The sequence below is a fragment of the uncultured Paracoccus sp. genome (genome assembly GCF_947496875.1).
Classification (GTDB): domain Bacteria; phylum Pseudomonadota; class Alphaproteobacteria; order Rhodobacterales; family Rhodobacteraceae; genus Paracoccus.
This window is the reverse complement of record NZ_CANMEH010000003.1, coordinates 384,761-397,612: the sequence shown is the minus strand read 5'-3', so window position 1 is coordinate 397,612 and position 12,852 is coordinate 384,761. Positions and strand designations below refer to the sequence as shown.

Here is a 12,852-nt window from a genome sequence, read left to right as displayed (position 1 = left end):
TCAGGCCACCATCGTGGCGCTGAGGAATTGGCGCAGCCGGTCGGTCCGGGGCGCGCGAAAGATCTGGTCTGGCGTGCCCTCTTCCTCGACCCGGCCTTCGTGCAGGAAGACGACATGGTCGCTGACGTCGGCGGCCAGGCGCATGTCGTGGGTCACCAGGATCATCGTTCGGTGTTCGCGGGCAAGATCCTTGATCACCCGGACGACCTCCTGCTGCAGTTCCGGGTCGAGCGCGCTGGTGGGTTCGTCGAACAGCAGCGCCCGCGGTTCCATGCACAGGGCCCGGGCAATGGCAGCACGCTGCTGCTGCCCGCCGGACAGCTGCGCCGGCCATGCATCCGCCTTGTCCCCGATCCCCACCTTGTCCAGCAGCACGCGCGCGCGCCGCTCGACCTCGTTGCGATCCTGGCGCAGCACGGTGACCGGCGCCTCCATGACGTTCTGCAGGATCGTCAGGTGGGACCACAGGTTGAACTGCTGGAACACCATCGCGAGATTGGTGCGGATGCGACGCATCTGGGCGCGATCCGCCGGATGGCGCGCGGCGCCGTCTCCCGCCCAGCGGACCGGTTCGCCCTCGAAAATCACGTCACCGGCCTGACTGGTCTCCAGGAGATTGCAGCAGCGCAGCAGGGTCGATTTCCCAGATCCGGACGAGCCGATCAGCGTCACGACATGCCCCCGCGGTGCCCGCAGGGACACACCGCGCAGCACCTGCAACCGCCCATAGGCCTTGTGCAGGTCGCGGATCTCGATGACTGGAACGGTACCGTTCACCTGATCGGTCGGGTGGGTCTGGCGGCTCATCTGCACGCCATGTGGCGTGATTCCAGCGCCGATTGCAACGCAATGATGGCGGCGCGGCCGCCGAGGGCAGGGCTGCCGCGCATCAGTCGGGAAGCTGGCTTTCCTCGACCTCCTGCCGGGCCACGGCAGATTCCCGATCCGTTACCCCCAGCAGGTTCGCGGCCAGACGGATCATCGCATCCTCTGACGCGCTGCGATCCCCGTCGGCATACGCCACCTCCCACATCGACGAGATGATTCCGACCCGGTTTTCCAGCGGCACGCGCGCCTTGATCAGGCGCGTGAAGCGCACGGTATCCGGGGCCTCGGCCTCTATCATCTCGGCCGCGGCGCGGTACTCTGCCGAGTTCTCGGCGTTCAGATGGTGGCGCTGCATGAGGATCTTGTCGATCCGGCGACGCTCGGTATCGCTGTACCGATCGTCCGAACGCGCGAGGCGCACGAGCAGCGCGGCGACCGCCACATCCGCGTCGTCGGCCGCCAGCGGCGACTGGTCGGTTTCGTCGGTGAACAGGCGTGACAACAGACTGCGGAACATAGAGGCATCATAGAAAGCCCCCTCATCCGCACAAGGACATAAGTGCGGCAACCGACTGATTTATGGTTGTTCGTCCCAGCCTTCCACGATGGCGATGTCGGCAACGGCGGCGGGATCGCGCAGCGCCTTGGCCGCCTGATACTCGGGGCTGTCATAGCAGGCGCGGGCGGTGGCAAGATCGCGGAACTCGATGACCACGCAGCGGGGGCGCAGATTGCCCTCGACCACCGTCTGGGCGCCGCCGCGCACCAGGAAGCGAGCGCCGAACTGTCGAAACGCCTCGGCATTGGCGCGGCGATAGGCTTCGTAGGCGGCGGGGTCGTCGACCTGCACATGGCCGACCCAATAAGCTTTCGTCATGATGGCTCCGGTTTGTCTGGGATCAGTAGCGTTCCGGCACGTACAGGTCGCGGGGCAGCACCTCCCGCTCATAGTCCGGGTTGAACACGCGGTCGGGCAGCTCGATTTCCTCGTGCGGCACCTCCGTGTAGGGAATCAGGCCCAGCAGATGGTCGATGCAGTTCAGCCGCGCCCGGCGCTTGTCGTTGCCGGGGACGATGTACCAGGGCGCCTCGGCGATGTTGGTGCGCTCGAACATCTCCTCCTTGGCCTTGGTATAGGCCTCCCACCGGACGCGGGACTGCAGGTCCATCGGCGACAGCTTCCACTGTTTCAGCGGATCGTGGATGCGCAGCAGAAAGCGGACCTGCTGTTCCTCGTCCGTGACGGAGAACCAGTATTTCACCAGGCGGATGCCCGACCGCACCAGCATGCGTTCGAACTCGGGCACGTCTTGGAAGAACTGCTCGACCTCATCCTCGCTGGCGAACCCCATCACGCGCTCGACGCCGGCGCGGTTGTACCAGCTGCGGTCGAACAGCACGATCTCGCCGCCCGCGGGCAGATGCGGGACGTAGCGCTGGAAATACCATTGCGTCTTTTCCCGGTCGGAGGGGGCGGGAAGCGCGACGGTCCGCACCACACGGGGGTCGAGCCGCTGGTTGATCCGCTTGATCACCCCACCCTTGCCGGCACTGTCCCGGCCTTCGAAGACGACGACGACCTTTTCCTTGTGGTGCGCGACCCAGTCCTGCAGCTTGATCAGCTCGGCCTGCACGCGCAGCAACTCGCGGAAATAGACCGTCCGATCCATCTGATCAGGGCGCGACTTGCGATAGACCTTGCCGATCGCCTCGGATAGTGCGGCGTCCTCGAGTTCCAGCTCGATTTCTTCGTCCAGGGTCTGTGCCAGTTCGTTTTCCAGCCAGTCCGCGCGGCTGGTCGCAGGCTGAGGGCCGGACGGGACGGGCTTCGATGGTGATCTATCGGACATCGGGGCCTCAGGTGTCGCAGCAGGGTTGCGCGCTCAGCAGACCATAGTCCTGTGACGGCGATGTGGAAGCCCCGGGGGAACGGCATCGAACAACAGTGCCGCAGCCACACGCCCGGGTCCAGCTGATCGAGTGGCGTCCGATGGCGGGAATCATGATGGCGGAGTGGCCCGGGACCTTGGCGGCCCCGGGCCTTCTGTCGCGCAGCCGCTCTGATCAGTCCGCCGTCAGCAGCGGTGGCGTTTCCTTGGTCAGGCGCGGCGTGTCGGGGCCCGAGATGTCGAAGACGGGCTTGTCGTCCTCGATCCGGACCCGGACCACGCCGCCCTTGGCCAGCCGGCCGAACAGCAGTTCCTCGGCCAGCGGCTTCTTAATGTGCTCCTGGATGACCCGGGCCAGCGGTCGCGCGCCCATCTTGTCGTCATAGCCCTTGTCGGCGAGCCACGCGGCGGCCTCCTCGGTCAGGTCGATGTGGACGCCCCGGTCCATCAGCTGCGCTTCCAGTTGCAGGATGAACTTTTCGACGACCTGCACGATGACCTCGCGCGGCAGCGGCGCAAAGCTGATGATCGCGTCCAGCCGGTTGCGGAACTCGGGCGTGAAGGTTCGCTCGATGGCCTCCTTGTCCTCGCCCTCGCGGCGCTCACGGCCGAAGCCGATCGCGGCACGGGCCTGGTCCACGGCGCCCGCGTTCGACGTCATGATCAGGATCACGTTGCGAAAGTCGACCTGCTTGCCGTTGTGGTCGGTCAGCTTGCCGTGATCCATCACCTGCAGCAGGATGTTGAACACATCCGGATGGGCCTTCTCGATCTCGTCGAGCAGCAGGACGGAATGCGGATGCTGGTCGACGCCGTCGGTCAGCAACCCGCCCTGGTCGAAGCCGACATAGCCGGGCGGGGCCCCGATCAGCCGGCTGACCGCGTGCTTTTCCATGTATTCCGACATGTCGAAGCGCAGCATCTCGACACCCAGGGTGCTGGCGAGCTGCTTGGCGACCTCGGTCTTGCCGACGCCGGTCGGACCGGCGAACAGATAGTTGCCGATCGGCTTTTCCGGTTCGCGCAGGCCAGCACGGGCCAGCTTGATGGACGAGGCCAGCGCCTCGATCGCCTTGTCCTGTCCGAACACCAGCCGCTTGAGCGTCTTTTCCAGATCGCGCAGCACCTCGGCGTCGTCCTTGCTGACGCTTTTCGGCGGGATCCTCGCGATCTTGGCCACGACGGCCTCGATCTCGCGGGTGCCGATCGTCTTGCGGCGCTTGCTTTCGGCCACAAGATGCTGGGCGGCCCCGGCCTCGTCGATCACGTCGATGGCGCTGTCGGGCAGCTTGCGGTCGTTGATGTAGCGCGAGGCAAGCTCGACAGCCGTGCGGATCGCCTCGGAGGTATAGCGCAGCTCATGGTGCTTTTCGAAGCTGGGCTTGAGCCCCTGAAGGATCTTGATCGCATCGGGCACGCTGGGTTCGTTCACGTCGATCTTCTGGAACCGCCGCGACAGCGCCCGATCCTTCTCGAAATGCTGGCGGAACTCCTTGTAGGTGGTTGATCCCATGCAGCGAAGCTTGCCGCCCGCCAGCGCCGGCTTGAGCAGGTTGGATGCATCCATCGCACCGCCGGAGGTCGCGCCGGCGCCGATCACGGTGTGGATCTCGTCGATGAACAGGATGGCGTCCTCGTGCTCCTCCAGTTCCTTGACGACGGCCTTCAGCCGTTCCTCGAAATCTCCGCGATAGCGGGTGCCGGCCAGCAGCGCCCCCATGTCCAGCGAATAGATCGTGGCACCTGCCAGGATATCCGGCGTCTCGCCCCGGATGATCTTCAACGCGAGCCCCTCGGCGATGGCGGTCTTTCCGACGCCGGGATCACCCACCAGAAGCGGGTTGTTCTTGCGCCGGCGGCACAGCACCTGTATGCAGCGCTCGACCTCGTCGGCCCGGCCGATCAGCGGATCGACGTCGCCCTTCTGCGCCTTTTCGTTCAGGTCGACACAGTACTTGGCCAAGGCGGTCTCGTCCTTTCCGGACTTGGGGTTGGCGCTTTCTGCCTGCTCTGCCGGCTCCGCGCCCTGCACGCGGCGCGGTTCGGCAAAGGACGGGTTCTTGGCGACCCCGTGGGCGATGAAGTTGACCGCGTCGTAACGCGTCATCTCCAGCTCCTGCAGGAAGAACGCCGCGTTCGATTCGCGTTCGGCAAAGATGGCGACCAGCACGTTGGCACCGGTCACCTCGGCCCGGCCCGACGACTGGACGTGGATCGCCGCGCGCTGGATCACCCGCTGGAACGCGGCCGTCGGCACCGCCTCGGATCCGTCCACATCGGTGATCAGCGTCGAGAGGTCGTCGTCTATATAGTCCGTCAGCATCCGGCGCAGTTCGTCCAGATCGACGTTGCAGGCGCGCATGACCTTCACCGCATCGGGTTCGTCGGTCAGCGCGAGCAGCAGGTGTTCCAGCGTGGCAAGTTCATGGCGGTGCTGATTGGCCAGCGACAGCGCGGCGTGGATCGCCTGTTCCAGAGTGTTGGAGAAAGTCGGCACGGGCAGGCTCCTGTCAGTCGGCTGGCGGTCTGGGCCACATCTTGCGGTCCACCTGTCCAGACTGTCACGATTGATTTAAGAATTAATGGATCTGGCCACGGATCAAGGGGTAATCAGGGATGGCCCCCCTGAATGGACCATTGTTGAGCCAGATGTGATCAGCGTGCCGCGGTTTTTCAAGCAGCCGTTGCGTTCAACCGCGAAACTCGTCCTTCAGCTGTCGTAGCCGCGCAAACACCTCGGCGGGCGCAGCATCCGCCATCCCCAGCCCGGCGGCCAGGAGGGGTGCCCGCAGGAACGGGTTGGTCTCCCGCTCGTCCGCGAGGGTGGAGGGGGAGCAGGCCCGCCGCCCGGCCGCGGTGGCGTCCAGCCGTTCCCGAAGGGCCCGGTTGTCGGGGTCGACCGACAGCGCAAAAGCGCCATTGCTGCGGCAATAATCATGGCCTGAACAGACGATCGTTTCAGCCCGAAGGGCGTTGAGACGGGACAGGCTGTCCCACATCTGGGCGGCCGTACCTTCGAAAAGGCGTCCGCAGCCAAGCGCCATCAGGCTGTCGGCGGTAAACACCAGCCGCGACCCGGGCAGGTGAAAGGCGACATGGCCGACGGTGTGGCCCGGCACGTCGATCACCTGCACCTGATCGCCGCACATCGCGAACGCGTCGCCCGGGGACACCGCCCTGTCCAGAGACGGCAGCCGGGCGGCATCCGCCGCGTTGCCGGTCACCGCGGCGCCGGTCGCGGCAACGATGTCCGCCACTGCCTGGACGTGGTCCGCGTGGTGATGGGTCAGAAGGACGTGGTCCAGTTCCCAGCCGCGCCGGTCCAGTTCCGCCAGGATCGGCTCCGCTTCGGGCGCATCGATCAGCGCGGTTTCGCCGTCCCCGTGCACGAGGTAGGCATAGTTGTCGCTGAGGCAGCGGATCGTCACCAGTTCGGCCATGTCCTGTTCCTTCCCATTCCCCCTGCAAGGCTAGTCCAGGCTCGGCGCGGGTTCAAACCCGTGCCTCCATGGTCCGGCCCGGCTTGACGTGCGCGTGGCGGGCTGGCGTCTTGTCGTCATGCACCATGACGTCATCGACCTGCGCCGATTCTATTACCAGCGGGCGCTGGGGCGGGTCGTCCAGCGGATCCTGCGCGACCGGCTCTGCACGTTCTGGCCGCCCGGCGGGGTGACCGGAATGACCGTGGCGGGCTTTGGCTTCGCCGCCCCGCTGCTGCGGCCCTATCTGGCACCTGCGCGGCGGGTCATCGCGCTGATGCCCGGGCCGCAGGGGGTCATGGCCTGGCCGGGCGGCGCACCGAACCATTCGACGTTGTGCGATGAAACCGCCTGGCCGCTCGATACCGGCAGCGTCGACCGGATGGTCATGCTGCACGGGCTGGAGACGTCCGATCACCCCGCGGCTCTGCTGGCCGAGGCGTGGCGCGTGCTCGGCCCAGGGGGACGCATGCTGATCATGGTGCCCAACCGAGCCGGATTGTGGGCCCAGACCGACGCGACGCCATTCGGATTCGGCCGCAGCTATACCCGGCGGCAGCTGGACACCCAGACGCGGGCCGCGGGATTCGTGTTTGAACGTGGGTTGCCGGCGCTTTACATCCCGCCCTCGGACCGTCGGTTCTGGCTGAAGAGCGCTCAGCTGTGGGAGCGGACCGGCAGCCGCATCGCGTCGGCCCTGGTGGCCGGGGTGCTGATCGTGGAGCTGACGAAACAGGTTCACGCGCCGGTCGGGCCGGCACTGCACGTCACCGTACCCAGCCCGCTGGAGGTGCTGGAGGGCATCGCGCGGCCCCGGCCGCGCCCGGCGGGTCAGATACGACAGCGGGCGGCGCATGGGGCAGGCGAGGATCCCTGATCGGGCCGCAGTTCCGAGCTGCCGCGGGCAACCCCGCCCGGCAACCGCAATGGGGCATCGGCGGGGCCGAGGCGGGCCGCGACAGGTCGATGTTTCCGGCGCCGGACCACCCCTGCATCAGGTCTGCGTGGCGTGGGCGAGTTTGGGCGCAAACAGTCGGATTTGGACCTTGGTTGCAGTTGCACAGGCCACGGAACTGCTGTTAGAGACGCCGCAGATTATCGGGACGTGTCGCCGCGTCCTTTCGTCCGCGCCCCGCGACTGACCGGCAGAGACGCCGGCCCGGCCAGCGGGTCGTGGCGCAAGCCAAAGGGGTGTACGTGGCCAATTCCGGTTCGCTTTCCGCAAACATCGCCGGCCGTTACGCGCAAGCCGTGTTCGAACTGACCAGGGACGAGGGCGGCATCGATCAGCTTGCCACGCAGGTCGATGATCTGCAGCAGGCCCTGCGCGACAGCGACGACCTGCGCACGCTGATCCAGTCACCGCTCTATTCCCGGGAACAGCAGGGTGACGCCATCGGCGCCATCGCCGATCGCATGGGCCTCGGCCCGGTGCTGGCCAACACCCTGCGGCTGATGGCTCGCAACCACAGGCTGTTCGTGCTGCCGCAACTGGTCGAGCGGCTCAAGTCGCTGATCGCGGTCGAGCGCGGCGAGGTCACGGCCGATGTGGTCAGCGCCGCGCCGCTGACGGATGAACAGCAGCAGCGGCTCACCGAGACGCTGGCGCAGAAGACGGGCAAGAAGGTCAGGCTGGATGCCCGCGTCGATGAATCGCTCATCGGCGGAATGATCGTTCAGCTGGGCTCGCAGATGATCGACAGCTCGATCCGGTCGAAGCTCGCTTCCCTCCAGAATGTCATGAAAGAGGTCCGCTAATGGGTATCCAGGCCGCCGAGATTTCGGCGATCCTCAAGGATCAGATCAAGAATTTCGGTCAGGACGCCGAGGTGGCCGAGGTCGGCCAGGTGCTGTCGGTGGGCGACGGCATCGCGCGGGTGCACGGTCTGGACAAGGTCCAGGCGGGCGAAATGGTCGAGTTCCCCGGCGGCATCCGCGGCATGGTCCTGAACCTGGAAACCGACAACGTCGGGATCGTGATCTTCGGGGATGACCGGTCAATCAAGGAAGGCGACACCGTCAAGCGCACCCGGTCGATCGTGGACGTGCCGGTGGGCAAGGCGTTGCTGGGCCGGGTGGTCGACGCGCTGGGCAACCCGATCGACGGCAAGGGCCCGATCGAGACGTCGGAGCGCCGGGTGGCCGACGTCAAGGCGCCGGGCATCATGCCGCGCAAGTCGGTGCACGAGCCGATGGCCACGGGCCTCAAGTCCGTGGACGCGATGATCCCGATCGGCCGCGGCCAGCGCGAGCTGATCATCGGCGACCGCCAGACCGGCAAGACCGCAATCGTTCTGGACACGATCCTGAACCAGAAGAACTACAACGGCCGTGAAGATGACGGCATGAAGACGCTGCACTGCTTCTATGTCGCGATCGGGCAGAAGCGGTCGACGGTTGCCCAGCTCGTCAAGAAGCTCGAGGAAACCGGGGCGATGGCGTACACGACAGTGATCGCCGCGACCGCGTCCGAACCCGCGCCGATGCAGTACCTGGCGCCGTATTCCGCGACCGCGATGGCGGAATACTTCCGCGACAACGGCATGGATGCGCTTATCATCTATGACGACCTGTCCAAGCAGGCCGTGGCCTATCGCCAGATGTCGCTGCTGCTGCGCCGGCCGCCGGGACGCGAGGCCTATCCGGGCGACGTGTTCTATCTGCATTCGCGCCTGCTGGAGCGGTCGGCCAAGCTGAACGAGGCGAATGGCGGCGGTTCGCTGACCGCGCTGCCGGTCATCGAGACCCAGGCCGGCGACGTGTCCGCCTATATCCCCACCAACGTCATCTCGATCACCGACGGCCAGATCTTCCTGGAAACGGACCTGTTCTTCCAGGGCGTCCGCCCCGCGGTGAACACCGGTCTGTCGGTCAGCCGCGTCGGCTCGGCCGCCCAGACCAACGCGATGAAGTCGGTCGCCGGTCCGGTGAAGCTGGAACTGGCCCAATACCGCGAGATGGCGGCCTTCGCCCAGTTCGGCTCGGACCTGGACGCCGCGACGCAGCGCCTGCTGAACCGTGGTGCGCGCCTGACCGAACTGATGAAGCAGCCGCAGTATTCGCCGCTGACCAATGCCGAGATCGTGGCGGTGATCTATGCCGGTACCAAGGGCTACCTGGACAAGGTTCCGGTTTCCGACGTCGGCAAGTGGGAACGGGGCCTGCTGCAATTCCTGCGCAACCAGCACGCCGACGTGCTAGACTGGCTGACCCGCGAGGATCCCAAGATCAAAGGCGACGCCGAGGACCGTCTGAAGACCGTGCTGGACGCCTACGCCAAGTCCTACGCCTGAGAGGGATTCTAGATGCCCAGTCTCAAGGATCTGAAGAACCGGATCGGCAGCGTCCGCAACACGCGCAAGATCACCAAGGCGATGCAGATGGTCGCCGCCGCCAAGCTGCGCCGTGCACAGGACGCGGCGGAAGCCGCGCGGCCCTATGCTGACCGGATGGCCGCAGTCATGGCCGGGCTGACCTCGGCAGCGGCAGGCGCCGAGGGCGCGCCGCGGCTGCTGGCCGGAACTGGCGATGACCGCCGCCATCTGCTGGTGGTGCTGACGTCCGAACGCGGGCTGGCGGGCGGGTTCAACAGCTCGATCGTCAAGCTGGCGCGCCAGCGGGCCGAGGAACTGCGCGGCGAGGGGCGCGACGTGACCATCATGACCGTCGGAAAGAAGGCGCGCGAACAGCTGCGGCGCGACTATTCCGACCGGTTCGTGCACCATGTGGACCTCTCCGAGGTCAAGCGCGTCGGCTACGAGAACGCGCGGTCTATCGCGGACGAGATCCTGAACCGCTTCGCGGCGGGCGACTATGACGTGGCGACGCTGTTCTACAACCGCTTCGAGTCGGTGATCAGCCAGGTCCCGACGGCGCGCCAGATCATCCCGGCGGTGGTCGACGACGCGGCGGCCGACGGCGCGGATGCGGGCGGAGCCTCGGGTCTCTACGACTACGAACCCGGTGAAGAGGCGATCCTCGCCGAGCTGCTGCCGCGCTCGATCGCGACACAGGTGTTCGCGGCGCTGCTGGAGAACGCGGCCAGCGAGCAGGGCGCCCGGATGACCGCCATGGACAACGCCACGCGCAACGCCGGTGACATGATCGACCGCCTGACCACGCAGTACAACCGCTCGCGTCAGGCTGCGATCACCAAGGAACTCATCGAAATCATTTCGGGCGCCGAGGCGCTCTGACCGTACGAAGGGGTAACAAGATGGCAGAGGCTGAAGCCCGCAACATTCTGGCCGACGAGCCGTCGCGTGAAGGCGCCACCGGCAAGATCACGCAGGTCATCGGTGCGGTCGTCGACGTGCAGTTCGGCGATCATCTGCCGGCGATCCTCAATGCGCTGGAAACCGAAAACAACGGACGCAAGCTGATCCTCGAGGTCGCGCAGCATCTGGGCGAGAACACGGTGCGCGCCATTGCGATGGACGCGACCGAGGGCCTGGTCCGCGGCGAACCCGTCCGCGACACCGGCGGTCCGATCAGCGTCCCGGTTGGCGAGGCGACGCTGGGTCGCATCCTGAACGTCGTGGGCGAGCCGGTCGACGACCGCGGTCCGGTCGCGGCGACGGAAACCCGTGCCATCCACCAGAGCGCCCCCGAGTTCTCCGCGCAGGCGACCTCGTCGGAAATCCTGGTGACCGGCATCAAGGTCATCGATCTGCTGGCTCCCTATTCCAAGGGCGGCAAGATCGGCCTGTTCGGCGGGGCGGGCGTCGGCAAGACCGTGCTCATCATGGAACTGATCAACAACATCGCCAAGGTGCACTCGGGCTATTCCGTGTTCGCCGGGGTGGGTGAGCGCACGCGTGAGGGCAACGACCTCTACCACGAAATGGTCGAGTCGGGTGTCATCAAGGAAGACAACCTGTCGGAATCCCAGGTGGCGCTGGTCTACGGGCAGATGAACGAACCGCCGGGCGCCCGGATGCGCGTCGCGCTGACCGGTCTGACGCTGGCCGAACAGTTCCGCGACTCGACCGGCACGGACGTTCTGTTCTTCGTCGACAACATCTTCCGCTTCACCCAGGCGGGGTCCGAGGTGTCGGCGCTGCTGGGTCGGATCCCGTCGGCGGTGGGATATCAGCCCACGCTGGCGACCGACATGGGCTCGATGCAGGAACGCATCACCTCGACCAAGGCCGGTTCGATCACCTCGATCCAGGCCGTGTACGTGCCGGCCGACGACCTGACCGACCCGGCGCCTGCCACTACCTTCGCCCACCTTGACGCGACCACCGTTCTGAGCCGCGCGATCTCGGAACTCGGCATCTATCCGGCCGTGGACCCGCTCGACTCCACCAGCCGGATCCTGGACCCGGGGGTCGTGGGCGAGGAACATTATCAGGTGGCCCGCGACGTCCAAGGCATCCTGCAGAAATACAAGTCGCTGCAGGACATCATCGCCATCCTCGGCATGGACGAACTGTCCGAGGAGGACAAGCTGACCGTCAGCCGCGCCCGCAAGATCCAGCGCTTCCTGTCGCAGCCGTTCGACGTGGCCAAGGTTTTCACCGGTTCCGACGGGGTCCAGGTTCCGATTGAGGACACGATCAACTCGTTCCGCGCGGTGGTCGCCGGCGAATACGATCACCTCCCCGAGGCGGCCTTCTACATGGTCGGCGGGATCGAGGATGTGAAAGCCAAGGCGCAGCGCCTGGCCTCGGACGCGGCGTAAGGGGGCGAGATGGCCGACACGATGCAGTTCGATCTCGTCTCTCCGGAACGCAGGCTGGTCTCCGTTGCCGCGCGCGAGGTGCGCCTGCCCGGTACGGACGGTGACCTGACCGCCATGCCCGGCCACGCGGCGACGATCGTCACCCTGCGACCGGGAATGGTCACCGTCGTCGACGGCGCCGGGACCGCGACCGAGTTCGCGGTCACCGGCGGTTTTGCCGAGATCAACGGCGACAGCGTCAGCCTGCTGGCCGAACGCGGGCATCCCCGGGACGAAATGACCCAGGACGTGTTCAACGAGATGATGCAGGAAGCGCACCGCACCCGGCAGGCGGCCGAGGCGCGGGGCGACGACGCCGGCGCCGAGGTCGTGGCGAGCGCCGTCAAGCTGCTGGCAGACATGCAGGCGCTCGGCACCCATATCGGTCTGGACCCGAACCAGTCGACCGTCCCGGACTGAAGCTGCGCCGAGTCGTGACCGTGAATTGGTTTCCGGCGGCCCCTGTGGGGCCGCCTTTTTTTCTGCCACGCGCCGGTCAGGAGGCCATGGTCGTTCTGCCTTGTCCTCACCCGTCGAATACCGACATCTTGCCACCGGGACATGATCTGAGGGGCGCGTCGATGCAGTTCGGGCATGCTGCCGTGGGGATCGCCCGTGGTGCGAAGCTGCTGTTCTCCGCTTTCGAGGATGGTGGCGAGATGTGGACGGGGCAGGGCGCCCGCGCCGTGCGGTCCCCGATCACCTTCGACGAACCCTTTTTTACACCCCCGCTGGTGCATGTCGCATTGGGCATGTGGGACATCGAAGGCGGCTCGAACCAGCGTGTGGATATCGGCGCCGAACGCATTACCCCCAAGGGGTTCGACATCGTCTTTCGCACCTGGGGTGATACGCGGGTTGCGCGGGTGCGGGCGGAATGGATCGCGTTCGGACCGGTCCGGCACAGCGACGATTTCGACCTGTAACCAGG

General features: G+C 66.3%; 13 protein-coding genes. 7 read left to right on the top strand and 6 right to left on the bottom strand.

What is annotated here, in order from left to right; genetic code table 11:
- The 6 genes from Q0938_RS06345 to gloB all read right to left on the bottom strand — a co-directional run bounded on the left by Q0938_RS06345 (position 1) and on the right by gloB (position 6,157).
- The gene (locus Q0938_RS06345) at positions 1-807 is read right to left on the bottom strand and encodes an amino acid ABC transporter ATP-binding protein (protein WP_299360324.1); all 807 of its coding nucleotides are present in this window, start codon (positions 805-807) and stop codon (positions 1-3) included.
- A gap of 82 nt (positions 808-889) precedes the next feature.
- A complete protein-coding gene (locus tag Q0938_RS06340; RefSeq protein WP_299360323.1) occupies positions 890-1,345 on the bottom strand; it encodes a TerB family tellurite resistance protein in 456 nt (151 codons plus the stop codon).
- A 60-nt stretch (positions 1,346-1,405) separates the two neighbouring features.
- The gene (locus Q0938_RS06335) at positions 1,406-1,705 is read right to left on the bottom strand and encodes a DUF1330 domain-containing protein (protein ID WP_299360321.1); all 300 of its coding nucleotides are present in this window, start codon (positions 1,703-1,705) and stop codon (positions 1,406-1,408) included.
- A gap of 22 nt (positions 1,706-1,727) precedes the next feature.
- Complete coding sequence (gene ppk2 / locus Q0938_RS06330; protein ID WP_299360319.1) at positions 1,728-2,678, bottom strand: polyphosphate kinase 2; 951 nt, start codon at positions 2,676-2,678, stop codon at positions 1,728-1,730.
- A gap of 214 nt (positions 2,679-2,892) precedes the next feature.
- Positions 2,893-5,214 carry an ATP-dependent Clp protease ATP-binding subunit ClpA gene (clpA, locus tag Q0938_RS06325; protein WP_299360317.1) on the bottom strand — a complete coding sequence of 774 codons (2,322 nt, stop codon included), beginning with the start codon at positions 5,212-5,214 and terminating at the stop codon, positions 2,893-2,895.
- Positions 5,215-5,407: 193 nt separating this feature from the next.
- Positions 5,408-6,157, bottom strand: coding sequence for a hydroxyacylglutathione hydrolase (gene gloB, locus Q0938_RS06320; RefSeq protein WP_299360315.1), 750 nt, complete (start codon positions 6,155-6,157; stop codon positions 5,408-5,410).
- A 118-nt stretch (positions 6,158-6,275) separates the two neighbouring features.
- Here gloB and Q0938_RS06315 point away from each other — a divergent pair, with 118 nt between their 5' ends.
- The 7 genes from Q0938_RS06315 (at position 6,276) to Q0938_RS06285 (ending at position 12,847) form a co-directional block, all read left to right on the top strand.
- A complete protein-coding gene (locus Q0938_RS06315; RefSeq protein ID WP_299360367.1) occupies positions 6,276-7,073 on the top strand; it encodes a methyltransferase domain-containing protein in 798 nt (265 codons plus the stop codon).
- Positions 7,074-7,387: 314 nt separating this feature from the next.
- A complete protein-coding gene (locus Q0938_RS06310; protein WP_299360365.1) occupies positions 7,388-7,954 on the top strand; it encodes a F0F1 ATP synthase subunit delta in 567 nt (188 codons plus the stop codon).
- Positions 7,954-9,489 carry a F0F1 ATP synthase subunit alpha gene (atpA, locus tag Q0938_RS06305; protein ID WP_299360313.1) on the top strand — a complete coding sequence of 512 codons (1,536 nt, stop codon included), beginning with the start codon at positions 7,954-7,956 and terminating at the stop codon, positions 9,487-9,489. The genes Q0938_RS06310 and atpA overlap by 1 nt, the downstream gene beginning before the upstream one ends.
- Before the next feature lie 12 nt (positions 9,490-9,501).
- Positions 9,502-10,392, top strand: coding sequence for a F0F1 ATP synthase subunit gamma (locus tag Q0938_RS06300; protein ID WP_299360312.1), 891 nt, complete (start codon positions 9,502-9,504; stop codon positions 10,390-10,392).
- Between the two features lie 20 nt (positions 10,393-10,412).
- Positions 10,413-11,882, top strand: coding sequence for a F0F1 ATP synthase subunit beta (gene atpD, locus Q0938_RS06295; RefSeq protein WP_299360310.1), 1,470 nt, complete (start codon positions 10,413-10,415; stop codon positions 11,880-11,882).
- 9 nt (positions 11,883-11,891) lie between these two features.
- Complete coding sequence (locus Q0938_RS06290) at positions 11,892-12,341, top strand: F0F1 ATP synthase subunit epsilon (RefSeq protein WP_299360308.1); 450 nt, start codon at positions 11,892-11,894, stop codon at positions 12,339-12,341.
- Positions 12,342-12,502: 161 nt separating this feature from the next.
- Positions 12,503-12,847 carry an H-type lectin domain-containing protein gene (locus Q0938_RS06285; protein ID WP_299360306.1) on the top strand — a complete coding sequence of 115 codons (345 nt, stop codon included), beginning with the start codon at positions 12,503-12,505 and terminating at the stop codon, positions 12,845-12,847.
- Positions 12,848-12,852: the final 5 nt, after the last annotated feature.

Coding starts and splice junctions, on each gene's coding strand:
- Q0938_RS06345 (WP_299360324.1), bottom strand. CDS start 807: ATGAGCCGCCAGACCCACCCGACCGATCAGGTGAACGGTACCGTTCCA.
- Q0938_RS06340 (WP_299360323.1), bottom strand. CDS start 1,345: ATGTTCCGCAGTCTGTTGTCACGCCTGTTCACCGACGAAACCGACCAG.
- Q0938_RS06335 (WP_299360321.1), bottom strand. CDS start 1,705: ATGACGAAAGCTTATTGGGTCGGCCATGTGCAGGTCGACGACCCCGCC.
- ppk2 (WP_299360319.1), bottom strand. CDS start 2,678: ATGTCCGATAGATCACCATCGAAGCCCGTCCCGTCCGGCCCTCAGCCT.
- gloB (WP_299360315.1), bottom strand. CDS start 6,157: ATGGCCGAACTGGTGACGATCCGCTGCCTCAGCGACAACTATGCCTAC.
- Q0938_RS06315 (WP_299360367.1), top strand. CDS start 6,276: ATGCACCATGACGTCATCGACCTGCGCCGATTCTATTACCAGCGGGCG.
- atpA (WP_299360313.1), top strand. CDS start 7,954: ATGGGTATCCAGGCCGCCGAGATTTCGGCGATCCTCAAGGATCAGATC.
- Q0938_RS06300 (WP_299360312.1), top strand. CDS start 9,502: ATGCCCAGTCTCAAGGATCTGAAGAACCGGATCGGCAGCGTCCGCAAC.
- atpD (WP_299360310.1), top strand. CDS start 10,413: ATGGCAGAGGCTGAAGCCCGCAACATTCTGGCCGACGAGCCGTCGCGT.
- Q0938_RS06290 (WP_299360308.1), top strand. CDS start 11,892: ATGGCCGACACGATGCAGTTCGATCTCGTCTCTCCGGAACGCAGGCTG.
- Q0938_RS06285 (WP_299360306.1), top strand. CDS start 12,503: ATGCAGTTCGGGCATGCTGCCGTGGGGATCGCCCGTGGTGCGAAGCTG.